Origin of the sequence: Luteimonas panaciterrae, assembly GCF_020511115.1 — a bacterium.
GTDB lineage: Bacteria > Pseudomonadota > Gammaproteobacteria > Xanthomonadales > Xanthomonadaceae > Luteimonas > Luteimonas panaciterrae.
Map to the genome: position 1 here is coordinate 308,304 of NZ_JAJAVH010000008.1, position 18,700 is coordinate 327,003.

Annotated in this window: 17 protein-coding genes; 9 read left to right on the top strand and 8 right to left on the bottom strand. The window is 63.9% G+C overall.

Annotated elements, in window-relative coordinates:
* Positions 1 to 4 precede the first annotated feature (4 nt).
* Positions 5 to 1,261: an NAD(P)/FAD-dependent oxidoreductase gene (locus LG367_RS12265; protein ID WP_226469536.1), complete on the top strand. Its 1,257-nt coding sequence runs from the start codon at positions 5 to 7 to the stop codon at positions 1,259 to 1,261.
* Between the two features lie 70 nt (positions 1,262 to 1,331).
* Here LG367_RS12265 and LG367_RS12270 read toward each other — a convergent pair whose 3' ends face one another.
* The 3 genes from LG367_RS12270 to LG367_RS12280 form a co-directional block, all read right to left on the bottom strand.
* Positions 1,332 to 1,937, bottom strand: coding sequence for a helix-turn-helix domain-containing protein (locus LG367_RS12270; RefSeq protein WP_226469537.1), 606 nt, complete (start codon positions 1,935 to 1,937; stop codon positions 1,332 to 1,334).
* Between the two features lie 38 nt (positions 1,938 to 1,975).
* Positions 1,976 to 2,164 (bottom strand): hypothetical protein, encoded by a 189-nt coding sequence (locus LG367_RS12275; RefSeq protein WP_226469538.1) that lies wholly within the window; start codon positions 2,162 to 2,164, stop codon positions 1,976 to 1,978.
* A gap of 166 nt (positions 2,165 to 2,330) precedes the next feature.
* Positions 2,331 to 2,852: a hypothetical protein gene (locus tag LG367_RS12280; protein WP_226469539.1), complete on the bottom strand. Its 522-nt coding sequence runs from the start codon at positions 2,850 to 2,852 to the stop codon at positions 2,331 to 2,333.
* A gap of 139 nt (positions 2,853 to 2,991) precedes the next feature.
* On the opposite strand from LG367_RS12280, the gene LG367_RS12285 reads away from it, so the two are divergent.
* The 3 genes from LG367_RS12285 to LG367_RS12295 all read left to right on the top strand — a co-directional run bounded on the left by LG367_RS12285 (position 2,992) and on the right by LG367_RS12295 (position 6,290).
* On the top strand, positions 2,992 to 3,837 hold the full coding sequence (locus LG367_RS12285; protein WP_226469540.1) for an AAA family ATPase: 846 nt from the start codon (positions 2,992 to 2,994) through the stop codon (positions 3,835 to 3,837).
* 12 nt (positions 3,838 to 3,849) lie between these two features.
* Positions 3,850 to 5,025, top strand: coding sequence for a vWA domain-containing protein (locus tag LG367_RS12290; protein WP_226469541.1), 1,176 nt, complete (start codon positions 3,850 to 3,852; stop codon positions 5,023 to 5,025).
* A 398-nt stretch (positions 5,026 to 5,423) separates the two neighbouring features.
* Positions 5,424 to 6,290: a hypothetical protein gene (locus LG367_RS12295; protein WP_226469542.1), complete on the top strand. Its 867-nt coding sequence runs from the start codon at positions 5,424 to 5,426 to the stop codon at positions 6,288 to 6,290.
* Positions 6,291 to 6,360: 70 nt separating this feature from the next.
* On the opposite strand, the gene rpoH is transcribed toward LG367_RS12295, so the two are convergent.
* Positions 6,361 to 7,248, bottom strand: coding sequence for an RNA polymerase sigma factor RpoH (rpoH, locus tag LG367_RS12300; RefSeq protein WP_226469596.1), 888 nt, complete (start codon positions 7,246 to 7,248; stop codon positions 6,361 to 6,363).
* A 187-nt stretch (positions 7,249 to 7,435) separates the two neighbouring features.
* On the opposite strand from rpoH, the gene LG367_RS12305 reads away from it, so the two are divergent.
* From LG367_RS12305 to LG367_RS12325, 5 genes are read left to right on the top strand one after another with little or no spacing between them, the layout of a single operon-like run.
* Positions 7,436 to 7,765 (top strand): ArsR/SmtB family transcription factor, encoded by a 330-nt coding sequence (locus LG367_RS12305; RefSeq protein WP_226469543.1) that lies wholly within the window; start codon positions 7,436 to 7,438, stop codon positions 7,763 to 7,765.
* 28 nt (positions 7,766 to 7,793) lie between these two features.
* Entirely contained in the window at positions 7,794 to 8,240 is a 447-nt protein-coding gene (locus LG367_RS12310) for an ArsI/CadI family heavy metal resistance metalloenzyme (RefSeq protein ID WP_226469544.1), read from the top strand.
* Positions 8,237 to 8,689, top strand: a complete 453-nt coding sequence (gene arsN2 / locus LG367_RS12315; protein WP_226469545.1) for an arsenic resistance N-acetyltransferase ArsN2 — start codon at positions 8,237 to 8,239, stop codon at positions 8,687 to 8,689. The genes LG367_RS12310 and arsN2 overlap by 4 nt, the downstream gene beginning before the upstream one ends.
* Positions 8,686 to 9,180 carry an arsenate reductase ArsC gene (locus tag LG367_RS12320; RefSeq protein WP_226469546.1) on the top strand — a complete coding sequence of 165 codons (495 nt, stop codon included), beginning with the start codon at positions 8,686 to 8,688 and terminating at the stop codon, positions 9,178 to 9,180. Before arsN2 ends, LG367_RS12320 begins: the two co-directional genes overlap by 4 nt.
* Positions 9,173 to 9,886: an aquaporin gene (locus LG367_RS12325; RefSeq protein WP_226469547.1), complete on the top strand. Its 714-nt coding sequence runs from the start codon at positions 9,173 to 9,175 to the stop codon at positions 9,884 to 9,886. Before LG367_RS12320 ends, LG367_RS12325 begins: the two co-directional genes overlap by 8 nt.
* Positions 9,887 to 10,489: 603 nt before the next feature.
* On the opposite strand, the gene LG367_RS12330 is transcribed toward LG367_RS12325, so the two are convergent.
* The 4 genes from LG367_RS12330 to LG367_RS12345 all read right to left on the bottom strand — a co-directional run bounded on the left by LG367_RS12330 (position 10,490) and on the right by LG367_RS12345 (position 18,667).
* A complete protein-coding gene (locus LG367_RS12330) occupies positions 10,490 to 12,526 on the bottom strand; it encodes a GEVED domain-containing protein (protein WP_226469548.1) in 2,037 nt (678 codons plus the stop codon).
* 332 nt (positions 12,527 to 12,858) lie between these two features.
* Positions 12,859 to 14,445: a PKD domain-containing protein gene (locus LG367_RS12335; RefSeq protein ID WP_226469549.1), complete on the bottom strand. Its 1,587-nt coding sequence runs from the start codon at positions 14,443 to 14,445 to the stop codon at positions 12,859 to 12,861.
* Between the two features lie 128 nt (positions 14,446 to 14,573).
* Complete coding sequence (locus tag LG367_RS12340; protein ID WP_226469550.1) at positions 14,574 to 15,989, bottom strand: glycoside hydrolase family 47 protein; 1,416 nt, start codon at positions 15,987 to 15,989, stop codon at positions 14,574 to 14,576.
* Positions 15,986 to 18,667 (bottom strand): beta-mannosidase, encoded by a 2,682-nt coding sequence (locus LG367_RS12345; protein ID WP_226469551.1) that lies wholly within the window; start codon positions 18,665 to 18,667, stop codon positions 15,986 to 15,988. Before LG367_RS12345 ends, LG367_RS12340 begins: the two co-directional genes overlap by 4 nt.
* Between the last annotated feature and the right edge of the window lie 33 nt (positions 18,668 to 18,700).

Sequence of the window (18,700 nt, forward strand, 5' to 3'; positions counted from 1 at the left end):
AATCATGGCGTCACCCGCCCCCCACATCGTCGTCATCGGCGGCGGCTTCGCCGGCCTGTGGGCCACGCGCGCGCTCGCGGGCGACGACGTGCGCATCACGCTCGTCGATCGCGGCAATCACCACCTGTTCCAACCGCTGCTCTATCAGGTCGCCACGGCTGGCCTGTCGGCGCCCGACATCGCCGCGCCGCTGCGGCACATCCTGCGCCGGCAGCGCAACGTCACCGTGCTGATGGACGAAGTCACCGGCATCGACACGGGCGCGCGCCAGGTGCAAATGCGCGATGGCGATCCGCTGTCGTACGACTATCTCCTCGTCGGCACCGGCGCCACCCACGCCTACTTCGGCCATGACGACTGGGCCACGCACGCGCCGGGTTTGAAAACCCTCGACGACGCACTGCTGATCCGCCGCCGCGTGCTGTCCGCCTTCGAACGCGCGGAAGCCGAGCCCGATCCCGCGGCGCGACGCGCACTGCTCACTTTCGCCATCGTCGGCGGCGGCCCCACCGGCGTGGAACTGGCCGGCACGCTCGCCGAAATCGCGCGACATACCCTGAAGCGCGAATTCCGACGCATCGATCCGGGCGAGACGCGCGTGATGCTGCTCGAAGCCGGGCCACGCGTGCTCTCCTCGTTCCCGGAATCCCTGTCGGCGAAGGCGCGCAAACAGCTTGAAAAGCTCGGCGTCGAAGTCCGCACCGGCACGCCGGTCGGCGCGATCGATGGCGAAGGCGTGCAGCTCGGCGAGGAACGCATCGCCGCGCGCACCGTGCTGTGGGCGGCGGGTGTCGCCGCTTCGCCGCTCGCGCGCGCGCTCGATGTGCCGCTCGATCGCGCCGGACGCGTGCCCGTGCAGCCCGACCTCAGCGTGCCGGGCCTCCCCGACGTCTTCGTCGCCGGCGATCTCGCCAGCGTGCAACAGGACGGCAAGCCGGTGCCGGGCGTGGCGCCCGCCGCCAAGCAGATGGGCGCGCATGTCGCCAAGGTGATCCGCGCACGCATCACGCGACGAGAAACACCGGCGTTCCGTTACCGCGACTTCGGCAATCTCGCCACCATCGGCCGCAACAAGGCCATCGTCGAACTGCACGGCCTGCGCTTCTCCGGATATCCGGCGTGGCTGTTCTGGCTGACGATCCACATCTTCTTCCTGATCGGTTTCCGCAACCGGCTGATCGTCATGCTCAATTGGACGTGGGCGTACTGGAGCTATCAGCGCGCGGCGCGGATCATCCTCGGACGAGGCGCGGAAGGTTAGAGAATTTTCGATACGGACGAATGCGCGTCATTCCCGCCTTCGCCGGAATGACGAGCAAAAGCAGACTTTCTCAGCCGTAGTTGAGCTCGCCGGTGTAACTCATCACCAGATACAACAACGCCGGCTCCTGCCCGAAATTGGCATAGGCATGCGGCTGATCGGCACGAAAGTGGATGGCATCGCCGGCCGCGAGCGCATGGCGCTGCCCGGCGATTTCAATTTCGGCACTACCGACACTGACCACCAGATTCTCGATCGTCCCCGGCGCATGCGCCTCGGCCTGCTCGCGCACGCCGGGCGCGAGGCGGATCTCGTAGAACTCCACGGCATGCGTGCCGGTGAAGGGAAACAGCGCCCGCGACACATAACCGCCATCGGCCGACGTCAGCAGTTTCGCCTGATCGGCGCGCAGCACTTCGGCCGATGCACGCTCGCCGTGCAGCAATGCGGTGAGGGGCACGTCCAGGGACGCGGCGATGCGCGAGAGCACCTTCAACGTCGGCGCGCTGCGGCCCTGTTCGACCTGCCAGAGCATGGCGCGGCTCACCCCGGATTGCTTCGCCAGCAGTTCCAGCGACCATTGCCGCTGGCGGCGCAATTCGGCCACACGCCTGGCGACGACACTCGCGAGATCTGTCGGATCGGTCTCCGCTATCGGGCCGTCGGATGTCGTCACGACCGCCGTCTCCATCCGATCCGCCCGGACCGTCGCGCTCAGCCGGTGCGTCTGAAGGCGTGGGCCGGCGTCATGGCCGGCTGCGCCGGCCGGAACACCGCCACGGCCGTCATGCCGCTGCGCGGATCGATCCACAGGAATTCACGCCGCCGGCTGCGGCTGCCGCAGTCGCGCAGAGCCTTGCGGCGGCGGTATTCCTCGGCGTCGTGAAGCGTGGCGGTGGGCATGGCGGAATCGCACGTCGAAAGGGACTGCGGGCACATTGCCGGGGTGGCGACGCCAGGGGAAACAATCGCTCGCCATGCCCATATAACCGCGCGTTCGATAAAGCGGCCGAGCGTCCGTTATAGCGGAAATTTCCTTTTAAAATCATTGACTTGCTGTTCACATGACTTAAGTGCATGATGACATTGCCGCTGGGTATGAGCCACCCAGCAAGCCCTTCTCCCTCTCCGACAGGACGCCCCCGATGAACACCGCGATGAACATGATGCCCATGGCCAACATGCCGATGCCGGGCATGTCCGCCATGCCGATGGCCACGATGATGCCGATGATGTGCCACATGGATTGCTCCATGACCGCCGACGGCATGATGTGCGTGATGAAGCCCGCCCAGGGCACCACCATGGACATGATGAAAGACTGCTGCGACATGATGATGTCGATGATGGCCAGCGGCACCCCGTGCGGCATGATGTGCGGTGGCATGCCGATGATGTCCTGCTGCGGCATGCCGATGATGCCGAAGATGACCTGCAAGATGGAGTCGCAGGGCATGGTCTGCATGATGATGCCGACCGGCATGATGAGCATGGATATGCTGAAGATGTGCTGCGACAACATGAACCGCATGATGGGCTGCGGCATGCCAATGACCATGATGTGCGGCAGCATGCCGATGATGGTCTGCATGCACTGAAAACATCAGGTCCCGCGCCTTACGCGCGCCCGTGAAGAAAGCGGCCCCTCGCGGGCCGTTTTTTTGTTTCGTGACGGCGGTGTTCGGACGCGTTAGCTTAGTCTGCGTCCTCTCCCTCGCCGCACCGACGCCATGACCTTCCTGGGCACCGACACCTACGTCAGCACCGCCGATCTCAGCCTCGCGGTCAATGCCGCCATCACCCTGCAGCGCCCGCTGCTGATCAAGGGCGAACCGGGCACCGGCAAGACGCTGCTGGCCGAGGAACTGGCCCGGTCGATCGGCGCCCGCCTGATCACCTGGCACATCAAGTCCACCACCAAGGCGCATCAGGGCTTGTACGAATACGACGCGGTGAGCCGCCTGCGCGATTCCCAGCTCGGCGTCGAGGGCGTGCACGACGTGCGCAACTACCTGCGCCGCGGCAAGCTCTGGGAGGCGTTCGAGACTGATCATCGCGCCGTACTGCTGATCGACGAGATCGACAAGGCCGACATCGAGTTCCCCAACGATCTTCTGCAGGAACTCGACCGCATGGAGTTCTACGTCTACGAGACCGACGAAACCGTGCGCGCGCGGCATCGCCCGATCGTGCTGATCACCTCCAACAATGAGAAGGAGCTGCCGGATGCGTTCCTGCGCCGCTGCTTCTTCCACTACATCGCATTCCCGGACGCAGCGACGCTCACGAAGATCGTCGACGTGCACTTCCCCGGCATCGAGCGCAATCTCGTCGAGGAAGCGCTGGCCGTGTTCTTCCAATTGCGCGAAGTGCCGGGCATCAAGAAGAAGCCCTCCACGTCCGAACTGATCGACTGGCTGAAGCTGTTGCTGGCCGACCGCATTCCCGCCTCGGCGCTGCGCGAGCACGACCCGGCCAAGGCGATTCCGCCGCTGTATGGCGCGCTGCTGAAGAACGAGCAGGACGTGCAGTTGCTGGAGAAACTCGCCTTCATGCATCGCCGGCAGGCGCGCTAGAGGCGGGCGGCGATGTTGATCGGGCTCTTCAACGCAGTGCGCGCGGCCGGCGTGCCGGTAAGCCTGCGCGAACTGCTCGATCTGCACGCCGCGCTCGACGCGCGCCTCGCCTACGCCGACCACGCGGCCTTCTACGAACTCGCACGTCTGTCCTGGGTGAAGGACGAGCGCCATTACGACCGCTTCGACCAGGCCTTCGGCCACTGGTGGCGCGGCGTGGCCACGACTTCGGTCGCACCGGACAAGACCATCCCCGAGGAATGGCTGCGCCGCGACTTCATGCGCATGCTCACCGACGAGGAAAAGGCGCGTATCGAGAAGCTGGGCGGCATCGATGCCCTGATGAAGGCCTTCCGCGAACGCCTGGCCGAACAAACCGAGCGCCACACCGGCGGCAACCGCTGGATCGGCACCGGCGGCACCAGCCCATTCGGTACCGGCGGCTATCACCCCGAAGGCATGCGTGTCGGCCCCCAAGGCGGCGGACGCAGCGCGGTCAAGGTGTGGGAACGCCGCCAGTTCCGTGAACTGGCGGACGATGCCGAACTCGGCGTGCGCAACCTGCAACTGGCCCTGCGCCGGCTGCGTCGCTTCGCGCGCCAGGGCGCGGCGGAGGAATTCGATCTCGACGGCACCATCGACGCCACCGCGCGCGATGCCGGCCTGCTCAACATCAAGATGCGTCCCGAGCGCCACAACGCCGTCAAGGTGTTGCTGCTGCTCGACATCGGCGGCTCGATGGACGATCACATCAACCTCTGCGAGCAGCTGTTCACCGCCGCACGTGGAGAATTCAAGCGGCTCACCCACTACTACTTCCACAACTGCGTGTACGAGCGCCTGTGGAACCGCAGCCGCCAGTACGACAGCGACCACATCAGCACGGCGGAACTGCTGCGCACGCATCCGCCCGACACCAAGCTGATCTTCGTCGGCGACGCGGCGATGGCGCCGCATGAAATCCTGCAGCCCGGCGGCAGCATCGAGCACTACAACGAAGAAGCCGGCTCCGTCTGGCTGCGGCGGCTGGCGAACAAATTCCCGAAACTTGCCTGGCTCAACCCGATGCCGCAGCGCACCTGGCACTACACCGCATCCAATCGCCTGATCGCCGAACTGATTGATCAGCGTATGTACGAGTTGACGCCGCGGGGTATCGATCAGGCGGTGCGGGCTTTATTGCGCTGAATCAACTCAAGGTCCGGCGTAGCCATGTCGAGGAATTGCTGGCACAGCATGACCGACTAATTCGCCACGCTTAACATCGCCCCGGCGATTACCAACAGGCCCGTAATGGAAAAGGCCAATGATGCTTTCATGCAAAACGATTCTAATCGAGACATCTTGATACTGGCGGACGCGGCGTATCCCGCAATGGAATTCTCTGCCACAGGGCCGCAAAGCCGCCACGAAACACCAATGCGAAACGCGTAAATTCCGCGTAATTTCTGACATTTCTGGACAATTCCATGCCCGATATATCTTCCTATCATTGGCGCCCGGGCCTTGGACCCTCTGAAATTGCATTGCAGCGCCTGCACCAACACTTTCCTCGGCCGCGGACGCCCATGGGAGAAGCCTGGTTCATGTCCGAAACGCGGCGGATGTTCGACGCGTTGATGACCGACAATCCAGCAGGATGGCCTCGCAATGAGCTTGCGGACGCTTTGTCGGAGCTCACCTCGGGCCCGAGCTCTTTCGGCCATATGAAGGAATGGAGCGAGTGGCTTCCCTATTTGATCGCGCGCATTACACCACTAGTTGGCCCATGGGAGCCTTGTGACATTTATGGATCCCTAGTCAGCGCGATCATGGTGCATTACCCGGACGGCGAAGCTGAGTACCACTACCCGCAATTCCGCAAGGATTTGCTGGCTACCGTGGGCCGCGCCTTGTTTCAATCGCATCTATGGCATGACAACCAGATCATTCCCGGCGGCACACTGATTACTCTGGGACGCACCACCAACGGTTATCAGTTCTGCCCCGAAGGCAGCTTTTCGGCAGCGCTGTTCTTCGTCGCAAAATATCTGGACTCGCCATCGATTGCCGGCTGGCTTTCCTCTGTAGTATCCATCGAAGACATCCTTTGGCGCGCAAATTGGCTCGTCTGGCTATCTGGTTCCAGCTCCTTGCTGCTGGAAGAGGGTATGCAACCCGCCAATCTCGGTAACGACTGGAATAGTCCGTGCTGGTGGAATTCCTGGTCGATCAAGGGAACCATACCTGAGGACGGCAACCATCTCCGCCTCATCGAAACTCCGTTTCTGGGGCCCGCGAAACAAGCAGCCCTGAAAGATGCCATTTACGCCACCATCCGGGCGTTAGACTTGGTCAAGTGGAGAAACGAGCTGTCCGAAGCGGGCACAACCCATGGTGTCAACCTGGATTTTGCTTTATGGCAGTACGACGAAGCCGTTCGCCATATCGTCCTTCGTTATGGGCTGGATTGAGTGACTTTGTACAAATAAAAACGGCCCGGTGTGATCCGGGCCGTTCATCTGTCTATATTGGTACAACGGCTCAGGCCGCAAACAGCGCCTTCATCTTCTTCAGCGCATTGGCCTCGACCTGACGAATGCGCTCGGCGGAGACGCCGTACTCATCCGCCAGCTCCTGCAGCGTGACCTTGCTGTCCTGGTCCAGCCAGCGACGCCTGATGATGTCGCGAGAACGCGCATCCAGACGGCTCATGCCCTCACGCAGCAGGTCGAGCTGATGGTCTTCGCTGTCGGCACGCTCGTAGGCCTGCGACGGATCTTCGTTCTCGGCGACCAGGTACGCGGCCGGCGACGGCGGCGCATGTTCGTCGTCCTCGTCGGCGGGCGCGTCGAAGCCGATGTCGCGGCCGGACAAGCGCGATTCCATCTCCAGCACTTCGCGCTCGGACACGTTCAGGTCCTGTGCCACGGCGCGCACTTCCTCGGCGTTCATCCAACCCAGGCGCGTCTTGCTCTTGCGCAGGTTGAAGAACAGCTTGCGCTGCGCCTTGGTCGTGGCGACCTTGACGATGCGCCAGTTCTTGAGGATGAACTCGTGCATCTCGGCACGAATCCAGTGCACGGCGAAGCTCACCAGACGCACGCCGATCTCGGGATCGAAGCGCTTGACGGCCTTCATCAGGCCGATGTTGCCTTCCTGGATCAGGTCGCCGAGCGGCAAACCGTAGCCGCTGTAGCCACGGGCCACATGCACGACGAAGCGCAGGTGCGAATGCACCAGCTCGCGCGCGGCATTGAGGTCTTCCTCGTCGCGGAAGCGATGCGCGAGCGCTTGCTCCTCCTCGACAGTGAGGACGGGAATCTGGTGCACCGCACCCACGTAGGCATCCAGCGAGCCGAGCGCACTCGGCACCGGCAGGTTGTTGGTGACCAGGGGATAGCGAAGGGTAGTCTCGGTCATGGGGGCCATATTAGCAGTGAGCACCTATGACTGCTAAGGGACAGGAAAGTTCCCCAGCGTTCCGTTAATGGAACGCCCGGGCGCTTTTCGGAGGCTTGAGCAGTCTCGACGATGCAGTCGGGGAGGTCAGACAGCGGAGAGGGGCGGCAGGTTCCAGCCACTTGATTCATTTCTATATTTCCATTATGGTCGAAATATGGAAACGAATCAAGCCGCCAGCCTTCTCGCCGCCCTTGCCCAGGAGACCCGCCTCTCCGTGTTCCGCCTGCTGGTCGAGCAGGGCCCCGCCGGCCTGCCCGCGGGCCGGATCGCCGAGCGCCTGGAGATCAGTCCGGCCACGCTCTCCTTCCATTTGAAGGAGCTGACCAACGCCGGACTCACCCAGTCCCGGCAGGACGGCCGGTTCGTCATCTATTCGGCCAATTTCCCGGCGATGGACGGGCTGCTGCGCTTCCTCACCGACAACTGCTGCGCCGGCTCCTCGTGCGAGGTCTCCGACGCGGCCTGCAAGACCGCCGCCACCTGACCACCCGTCCACCCGATCTGAGGCCTCCATGAAACGCCTGCACGTGCATGTCTCCGTCAAGAATCTCTCCGACAGCATCCGCTTCTATTCGGGGCTGTTCGCCACCGCACCCACCGTGCAGAAGGACGACTACGCCAAATGGATGCTCGACGATCCGCGCGTGAACTTCGCCATCTCCACGCGCACCGACGCCACCGGCGTGAACCACCTCGGCATCCAGGCCGAGAATGCCGAGGAGCTGGCGGAAATTCAGGCGCGCGCGGCGACCGCCGATCTGGGCGGTGATGCCGAGCCGGGAGCGAATTGCTGCTACGCCCGCTCCGACAAGCACTGGCTGGAGGATCCGCAAGGCGTGGTGTGGGAAGCGTTCCACACGATGGGCGATATTCCCGTCTATGGCGAGGGACGCAACGGCGCCGAAGCCGCGAACGCCTCCACCTGCGGCACCGATTCACGCGCCAGCTGCTGCCGATGAACATCCGACCGGCCACGCCTCAGGACGAGGAGCGCATCCGCGATCTGCTCGCGGACGCGCATCTGCCGGTTCTGGATCTTGATCAGAACGCTCCCGATCAGAGCCGGGTCGAGTTCCTCGTCGCCGAGGGCGCGGACGGCATCGTCGGCGCGGTCGGCCTGCAGGCATTTGGAAACGTGGGCCTGCTACGTTCGCTCGTGCTGGCGCCTTCGATCCGCGGCGCGGGCCACGGCTCCCGACTGCTCGCCGCCCTGGAAACGACGGCACGCGATCGTGGCGTGGGCGAACTTCTGCTGCTGACCGAAACCGCCGCACCGTTCTTTTCCAAACACGGCTACGTCGTCGCCGATCGCGGCGCCGCACCGGCATCCATTCGGGAGACCGCGGAATTCCGCGCGCTGTGTCCCGCCACCGCCACCTGCATGTCCAAACGACTCGCAACGCCATGAGCAAACCCACCTACAACATCCTGTTTCTCTGTACCGGCAACAGCGCCCGCAGCATCATGGCCGAAGGCCTGGTCACCAAATTGAGCGAAGGCCGTTTCCACGGATTCAGCGCCGGCAGCCAGCCGGCCGGACAGGTCAATCCGCTCGCGCTCGAGACCCTGGAAGACCTGGGTTGCGACACTTCCGGCATGCACAGCAAGAGCTGGGACGTCTATGCCGAACCCGGCGCGCCGCAGATGGATTTCATCATCACCGTTTGCGACAACGCCGCCGGCGAAGCCTGTCCCTACTGGCCAGGACAACCGATGACCGCGCATTGGGGATTCGCCGATCCTTCGCACGTGGAAGGTGACGAGGCCACGCGTCGCGCCGCGTTCGCGAAGACGGCGCAGGCCATCGCGCATCGCATCCGGCTGTTCCTCAGCCTGCCGCTGGAGAAGCTCGACCGCCTGGCGCTGCACAACGAGATCAAGGCCATCGGGCATGTCTGATGTCGCATTGTCGCGACGCCTGCTCGCGGAAGGGTTCGGCACCGCGTTCCTGCTGGCGATCGTGGTCGGTTCGGGCGTCATGGCCGAACGGTTGTCCACGGGCAACGTCGCGCTCGCACTGCTGGCGAACGCACTCGCGACTGGCGCGGGATTGTTCGCGCTGATCCAGATGCTGGCGCCGGTGTCGGGCGCGCATTTCAACCCGGCCGTGTCGCTGGCGATGCTGTTGCGCGGCGAACTCTCTGCCCGCGATGCACTTGCCTATGGCGCGATACAGATCGCCGGTGCGCTGATCGGCGTGGCGGCCGCGCACGCGATGTTCGATCTGTCGCTGTTCTCGCTTTCGCAGCATCCGCGCGAAGGATTCTCCCAGGCGTGGAGCGAGTTCGTCGCCACGTTCGGATTGCTGCTGGTGATCTTCGGTGCGAGCCGTCAGGGCACGATGTCGGTGGCGCTGGCGGTGGCGGCGTATATCGCGTCCGCCTACTGGTTCACCGCGTCCACCTCGTTCGCCAATCCGGCCGTCACGCTGGCGCGGGCGCTGACCGACACGTTCGCTGGCATCCGGCCGTCCGATGCGCCGATCTTCGTCCTCGCGCAGTTCGTCGCGACGTTCGCGGCGGTTTTCGTCGGAAGAGTGTTGTTCCCACTTTCTGGGGAAGATAGTCATATAGGCCGGCGGCATAGGCCAGATGCACGTCATTGAACGAGATTCCTTCCTTGAGGACGTCGCGCACGCTGCAATACGTCGTCTCGACGCAATGCACTCCATAAGTGGAACGCACTCTCGATAGGCTTTCGGAATCCTGATCTGCCGCGATCACATGAACGCGCCGGGTCTTGTCGCTTCCGAATACTCGGCTTCGCGAAGATGCCCACATGCCAATGACAGGCAGCGAACTGATTGCCGATACGCGGTGAACGGACGATATTGACCCGCGCCGCTTGCGCAGTGATCAAATTCTCAAATCGGAATGGATTCAGCGAGCGTCTTGCGTTTGACGAAACGCATCACAAGGGAGTCGATGAGATTGACTCGCAGTCGCCGTAGATGACTTGGCACAATCCCTGTGCGCATATGCAGCCAGCATAGTAAGTGCGTTTTTCCCGCGCTCCCGACACTCTCTTCAATCGTTGCAGGACTGCACTTTGAATACGAATGCCTATCGCACTTCGAATTCGTGGATGCGCGCAGCCACATCGCTGCCCTACATCGGCGTGGTGATGTTGAACCTTACATAGCGCGCCGACTACGTCGTGATCGCATGCGTGCTGGCGTCACGAGTGTCGGCGTTGATGTGGCATAGCCTCAGAAGTCGCCTGGATTGGAGCTGAGCTGCACCGGCACCGTCACCGTGACGCAACCGCCGCCCGGGAGCAGCGGTGTGGTGAGCGACACCAGCTGGCTGCCGGCCGTGCCACCGCTGGCCGCCGAGCAACTCGCGCCGCCGCTGGCCACGCAAGTCCATGGCGCGAGCAGCGTCATGCCGCTCGGCAGAGTGTCGTTGATCGCGGCACCGTTAGCGGAATCCGAACCGGCAGCGTTACAAGCGGTCAATGTATAGGTAGTGGTACCACCCAACGGAACGGTCGTGGCGTTATTGGTCTTGGTGATAGATAGATCCGCAGTGGCCACACGATTGGTGAACGTACAGGTGACGGCCTGCGCACGGCCATTGGCCGCGGCGCCGGTCACAGAGACCGGCAGAGTCAGGTTGACGTTGGTGCCGGTGCCGGTGGCGACCGTGGCGCCCGCACCATTCACGCAGGCATACGTGGTGACATATTGCTTCGTGGTGGACGCGGTCGGCGCTTCGCTTGCGGTCGTGGTGATCGGCGTGGTGGTAATGTCCTGCGCAACCGTGAGGTCAGGGGCGCCGGAAGCGCTGCTGTGGTAAAGCGTACGGAAGTTGGTCGTGCCGTTGTGGCCGGCCGCCGCGGCGAACGTGGTCCCGCCGATCCTGAGATCGAACAGGCCCGTATCCGTGGTCGGGTTGAGTTGCTTGATCACCCGGATCACTGGCTTGATCTCGATCATGTAATCCTCGACCTCGCCACTGTCGACGCGGCCGGTCGGAGTGGCGGTAGTCAATTGGGTGCCCTGGGTCGCACGCAAACGCACGTAACTGCGGCCGGCGGTGGTGGCGATCGGCACAGTCCAGTTCAACGTGGTCGAGGTGGCGCCGCTGGCGACCGCGTTACACACACCTTCGGCGGTATCGAACACATTGTTGCGATTGAAGTCGATCCAGCCGCAGACCGTGCCCGCGGCGGTGCTGCCGCTGAGTGTTGGCGTCAGAGCATAGGCCTGTCCGATCAATCCGGTATGCAAGGTCGGCAATGGCGTGGTCAGACCGTTTTCATCGGCGCCATCGCCAGCCGCACCGTTGTTGTCGCCACCGGCGGCGACCGCGTTCGGGCTCGGAGTGACCGCCGGCGTCGTGTTGAACACATTGGTATTGTCGGCATCGACCGTGGCGCCCAGACGGATGCCGTCGACGATGTGGCTGGCCGCCTCGGTCGGATCATAGGTGGCCGGTGCGTCGCCGAAGTCTTCGTCGACAGTGGTCGTGACCATATAGCCATCGTCACCGAGCGCGTTGCCGATGGTCGCGCTGAAGAAGTTACGAGTGCCGGACATGCCGACATTCAACGTCACCGACGTCACCGTGCCATTGATGCGCACACTGCCACAGCCGGCGAGCTGGGTTGCCGGCGCGGCGATCGTGGAGCAGTTGGTGCCGTTATAAGTCGGGTTGATCAGGTCGAACGCGCTGCCGCCGCCCGTGGTCTGCAGGTTCACCGCGCCCGGCAGCACTGTCATGGTGGCGCCGGCCGGAACAGAACTGGCGATGGCGTGGGTGGCGCGGGCGGCGGTGATCGTGACGGTATCGCCGGTGACGCTGCGGACACTGCCGAGCCCGACGAAATGCAAGATCGGATTGGTGACCGGCCGGCTGAAACTGATCGTCAAGGTGCCGATGTTCGGACAGGCGACACTGGTCGCGGCGTTGCTGGCGAAGCTGCACGCCGCGCCACTCGTCTGCATTTGAATGCCTGTGGTCGTGGTCGGCACGTTCGGCGTGAACATCGCCGCGGTGGCACCGCCGAGCGTGGTCAGCGGCACATTGTTGGCGACGATCTGCACATTCGCGCCGGTGACCGCATAAGTGGTGGTGAGCGTCGCCGGATAGGGTTTGGTCGAACTGGAATTGAAACCAGTCGTCCCCGTGGCGGTCGCGTTGTTGAGTTGTGCTGCCCAGCCCGGCGCGACCAGGCAGAACAATGCCAGCGTGGCCGATAGCGCGCGCGCTCTTCGTCCGCGCAGAGATACCTGGATTGACATGCCCCTACCCCCTCTGCCGCCGCCACCGGGCTGTTGCCCGGTCTCCCGAGACGACGACTGTTGGGCTAATCATGCGCCTGGGCGGCGATGGTTTCGGGTGATGCGGCAATCGTTAATAGTGACTCTAATCACAACTGAATAGAGATGCACGGCATAAATCCGCAATCTGCGGTCATGACCGCATACTTTCCGTCGCGATTTTGCAGTGCATCAACAGCGGAAGTCCGCGCGACATTCGAGTCGGCAAATACCGCATGACGCTTCCTGAAGACTTTTCGCGCCGCCACTTGTCCGGAATGGCGGCGCGAGAATCTCCGAACGGCAAGAGTGCGCTATCTGACTTCGAACTCGTAGATGCGCGCGGCCGCATCGCCGTTCTGCGTCGGCGTGGTGATGTTGAGCTTCACGTAACGCGCCGATTGCGTCGTGATCGCATGCGTGCTGACGTCGCTGGTGTTGGCGCTGACGGTGGTCACCGTTGTCCAGCTGGAACCGTTCGACGACAGCTGGATGTTGAACGCCTTGGTATTCCACGATGCCGATTCGCCACCCGCGCCCGCATGCTTCACCGTGAAGCTGCTCACCGTCTGCGCGGAACCCAGATCGACCTGCAGCCATTTCGCGGAAGCCAGCGTGCAGAACTTGTCGGTGGTGCCGCCCGACACGCTGCCGTTGACGGCCTTCGCCGGCGATTCGTTGCTGTTGCAGGCGGTCGAGCCCGTCGCGGGTTTGTTGAGCGCGAGATTCGGACTGCCGCCGACGGAAAGCGTCTGGGTCCTGGTCGCGGTGGCGCCGTCATCGTCGGTGACGGTCAGCGTCACCGTGTAGTTGCCGGCCGAAGCATAGGCGTGGCTCGGATTGGTCGACGTGGAAGACGCGCCATCGCCGAAGTTCCAGCTGTGCGAGGCGATCGTGCCGTCGCTGTCTGTGGATGCATCGGTGAAGTTCGCGGTCAGGCCCGAGAGGCTGTAGGAGAAGTTCGCGGTCGGCGTCGCGTTGCCGCTGACGGCGTTGTTGATCGCGGCCGCGTACTGCGCCGTGGTGCCTTGCGACCAGCAGGCCTGGATGTCGTCGTAGAGCCACATGAAGCCGCCGACGATGCCGGCCGAGTTCTTCCAGTTGGTCATCCTGGTCTGCACGCTGGCCGGACTGTCGCCGCTGCTGCAGCCGCTGCCGTGCCTGGACCACAAGCCGGGATCGACGGTCATGCCCATCGCGGTCGACCAGGCGCCGGGATCGTTGCCCGCGCCGCCGTCGTACACCTGCAGGTAGATGCCATCGACGGTGCTGCCGAGGTTGGTTTTGAGATTCTTCCAGAAGGTCTGCTGCGTGTACGGCGCGAAGGTGATCTTGTAGCCAAGACCGGAGAGCATCTGGCCGAACTGCGTGGTGGGCGTCAGATCGTATGCGCTCTCGTCGTCGAAGTTCACTGCGTCGGCGCCGGTCGCCGTTTTCAGCGCCTGGAAGTTCTTGTACAGAATGCTGTTGCTGCCGGTGCCGCAGACGATGGTGGTGCCGCAACCGGTCGCGATGCCGTTGACGAGCTTGGCCATGCGTTCGAAGTCGGGAACGCTCCAGGCACCGATGGACACTTCGATGCGGTTGACGGAAGTGGGCGCGGTCTTGAGCGTGGCCAGCCGCGTGGGCCAGTTGGCATCGCCGATGTAGGCGCCGTTCTTGACCACGGGAATATCGTTGTAGACCAGATCGCCGTTGTCCTCGATGTGAAAGCTCCACAGGATCACGGTGGTGAAGCCCGATCCGCGCAGATCGTCCATGACGGACTGGCCACCGCTGTAGAACGGACCGCCGCCGTAGATGGCGGACTCCGCATGAGCCTTGCCGGGTGCGAGGGCACATACAGCGAGCAGTAACGTGTGTGTGGATGCGAGAAGCAGATTGCGGGAGTTGCGGATCATCGTCGACGCCTCCGGGATCAGTTTGCGGTTATTCCCATGCTTCATGGATCGTGCTTCATGGACCCGGCCACGGCACGCGATGGCGCCGCGGTGGGATTTGGTGGCCCGCGATCGCCTCTCCTGTCCGGTTACTTCTTGGATCCAGGCGCGACGGCGCGCAACGGATGCGCCTCCGTGTTGAAGGTGACGCCATCGAAATCGAGTGTGTCCTTGGGCGAGAACAACAGATAGAAGTACTTGAACGTCTCGGCGAAGACGAAGCTTTCCATCGAATCCTTCTTCTCCTTTGTCCGCACGTCCTGCAACGCGGCGTAGCCGTTGCGGGTGCGGCAGTAACGGACGAAGTCCTCGAAGAACTCGCGCCCCATCGCACGGTAGCGTGCATCGCCAGTGTAGTGATGCAGGTAATACGCCGATTCGATGATCTCCGGACGCAGCGCATAACCCGGCGAGAGCACTTTCATCTCGGCGTAGTCCAGGGATTCTGGCTCGATGCCATGCAGCCGCCACATCTTCAGACCGGAATCCTGCAACCGGCGCGCACGCTCGACATCGCCACCGAGCACGAGCAGGGCCGGCATGAAGGCATCCAGCGCGCCGTAACGCGTTTCAGTACGCCGTCCGGTGCGCATGTCGGCATGGCCGTACCACAGCTCGCCCTGCCGGACTTCGTCGGCGAGGTAGCGGTTGACCGCGACGATGCTGGTCTCCCACATGCGCTTGCAATCCTCGTCGCCGAACAGGCGCCAGCACTTGTAGAGGTACTCGTAGTAGGAGTCGATGCCGCCGCCGATGTGCGCGTCAGGATCCGTCCACTCGCCGCTCTCGACATCGATCGCGGCGCCGACCAGGCCCGTATCCTTCGCGCGACGGTTATAGGTTTCCACCAGCGCGCGCTTGGCCTTGTCGTAGAACACCGGCTTGCCGCTGAGCTTGCTCAGCATGCCGAATTCGAGCAGCAGCGTGCCGGTCTCGGCGGGATTGCTCACCTTGCCGCTCGCCTTGCCGGTGCGCAGGTTGACGTGGGTGTACGGCAGACCCGTCGGCGATTCGAACACCGGCAACAGACGCTGACCGAGATCCTCTGCGAGCTTCAGCAGACGCGCATCGCCGGTGATTTGATACCCGGACAACAGGCCGCCGAGCAGGCGGATGGTGATCTCGAAGTTCTGTACATCGAGATCACGATCGAAGGACAGCTGCGTGACGATGAGTTCGCGCGCCTGCGCCGCTTCCTTGTCGAGCCCCATCAACAACAGCGTGTCGAGCGCGTCGACCGGCGTCATCAATAGCGGTTCGGCATACCAATCGCGGGCGGCCTTGCTCAGCGGCTTGAGATCGTCGTGGCCGCGTGCGTAGCGCCAGTAGTTGCGCCAGGCGTGACGGGTTTCTTCCTTGACGCGTGCGGCGAGCTTCGCCGCTTCGGCGTCGGTGATCGTCGCGGCATCCGCCTTGCCCGCATTCACCGCCATCGCGGGCGCGACGGGTTGGACCAGCAGCAAGACGGCCGCGAGACAGAGCACGACCAAGGGTTTCGTGATCATGGACTGGCTGACTCCGCGCTTTCGGAAGGTGTCATGTCGGATACGGCGGCCTGCGTCGAGGCCTCCCAGACCGGATCGGGCGATCCGGACAGCGAGCGCAGCCGCAGCGCACGCGTCAACGCATCGGGTGTCTCCGCCGTGCGCAGGTGCAGATGGACCGGTTCGCCGGGCAGCAGGGTCAAGGTATTGTCGGACAGGCCGACGTCGCGATCGCCGAAGTCGAGCCAGACGCCGCGCATCAAGCTGCGCGCGTGCAACTCGAGCGCATAACCATCACCATCGGGACGCAGCGAAGCACGCACCGTTGGCCTCGGCCAGATCAAGGTCTTGGCGGGGCGGAAATAGACCACGCGCCGCGAAACCGCGCGTCCTTCCACCCACAGTTCGAACACTGCGGCCGTGCGCCGCGGATCGGCGCCGCGCAGCAGTTCCTTGTCGGTGAAGACAGCTTCCTGCTGCGCGCCGAGCGGTTGCAGCGTTACCTGTTTGCGCTTCTCGCGCAGCAGTCGCCCGCCGAAATCCAGCACGCGCAGGCGCCACTCCGCCTCCACCGGCGTTGTCCGATCCGAGATCAGCGACACGCGGGTCTTGCCGTCCTTGCGCAGCGGCGCGATCGCCAGCGGCGCGAAGAATCGGCGTGCGTGGAAGTGCAGCGGCTTCCAGCGTCCGTAGTAGTCCAGGCTCGACCACGACGCGCCCGGCCAGACATCGTTGAGTTGCCAATACAACGATCCCATCGTGCGCGGCCGTGAAGCGCGGTGATGCAAGGCGGCCAGCTCGATGCCTTCGGCCTGCACTTGCTGGCTCAGGTAAACGAAATCGGCGAAGTCGCGCGGCTCGCCGTACTCGCGACGGATGTAGAGCAGCAGGCGTTGATTGCCGTCGCCGGCCAGGAATTTCTGGTGCGCGCGGATCACCGGCGCATCGATGCCTTGTTCGCCGGGTTTGGCGAACGTGTCGACCGTGCGCAGTGAAGGCCAAGCCTGCAGGCCATACTCGGACATGAAACGCGGCGTGACATCGAGATACGCTTCCGGCGGCCGCGCCGGATTGCCCCAGACTTCCCAGTAGTGCTTGTCACCGCGATCGGTGTCGTTGGCCTTCTCGTCGAGATCGTTGCTGGGCGAACTCGACCAGTACGGAATGCCGCCGCCCTCCTCGGCCACCACCTGGCGCAGGTCGCGGCCGAACAGCTGCACGTAGCCCTCCCACACCGTCTTGGCGAAGGCGGGATCGGCGTCGGTCAAGGTCTTGCTGTGCCCCCAGTCCTTCCAGGCCGTTTCTTCTTCGTTGTTACCGCACCACAGCACCACGCTTGGGTGATGACGGATGCGGCGCACGTTGTCGCGCGCTTCTGCGACGACGTTGGCCCTGAACTCCGGATCGAAGGCCGGCGGCATGCCACCGCCGAACATGAAGTCCTGCCAGATCAGCAGGCCGAGTTCGTCGGCGATGTCGAAGAAGTCGTCGCTCTCGTAATAACCGCCGCCCCAGTTGCGCAACATGTTCATGTTGGCATCGCGCGCGGCGGTGAGGTCGCGACGCAGGCGTTCGCGCGTAACGCGCGCGGGGAAGGCATCGAAGGGAATGACGTTGGCGCCCTTGGCGAAGATCGGCACGCCATTGATCACGAAAGCGAAGCCCTGGCCTTTCTCGTCCTTGTCGCGGCGCAACTCGACCGTGCGCAATCCGATGCGCTTGCGCAGACTGTCCTGCGAGCCGCGACCGGCCAGCCGCGCCTCGACGGTGTACAACGCCTGTTCGCCATAACCGACCGGCCACCAGCGGCGCGGTTGCGCGATCTGCACCGACACGTCGACATCGTTCTCGCCGCTGCGCAGCGTGACGTCCTGGCGGATGGCGGGCAGCGGCTTGCCGTCGGGAGCGGTGACAACGATCTCGAGCGATGCAGTCCGCGCCTTGTCGCTTTCGATCCGGACGCGCGCGCCGACGTCGGCGCGTTCCGCGTTCAGCGTGTGCTGTACGACCTGCAGGTCCGCGATGCGGGCCGCATCCCAGCCTTCCAGCCGCACCGGGCGCCACAAGCCCGCCGTCACGTAGCGCGGCCCCCAATCCCAACCGTAGTGATAGCCCGGCTTGCGCGCGAAGTTGCCGGTCATGGCGTCCTTCGGCTCGTCGCCGTAGGGCGAGGGATAGTTGCCGGCGATCTTGTGCGGCATCGCCTGCACGCGCGGGAGCAGCCGGCGGATCGGCGAATCGAACACGACGATCAGTTCGTTGCCGCGCTTGCGCAGCTTGCCGTCGACCGGGATGCGCCAGGTGCGGAAGCTGTTGTCGGTCGTGGCCAGGCGCTCGCCGTTCAACCAGATGTCGGCGAAGGTATCCACGCCCTCGAACACCAGCACCGCGTGCGCGCGCTTGCGCACGTCCGCGCCTGCGTCGAAGCGGGTGCGGTATTCCCAGCGCGACAATCCGATCCACTGCAACTCGGCTTCCGCCGCGCCGACGTAAGGATCGCGGATCAGCCCGGCCGCGAGCAGATCGGTATGCACGTTGCCGGGCACGCGCGCGGCGTGCCAGCGCGCGGCTTCCGCTTGCTTTGTGATCGCCGGATCGTCGGTTGCGAGACGAAATTCCCAACCGTCATGCAGCGGCACCGATACCGGCGGTGCCGCCTGCGCGAACCCGATCCATGCCCCCAACAGCAGCACGGCCATGACCACCGGCCACCCGCGTCGACGCCATCCCGC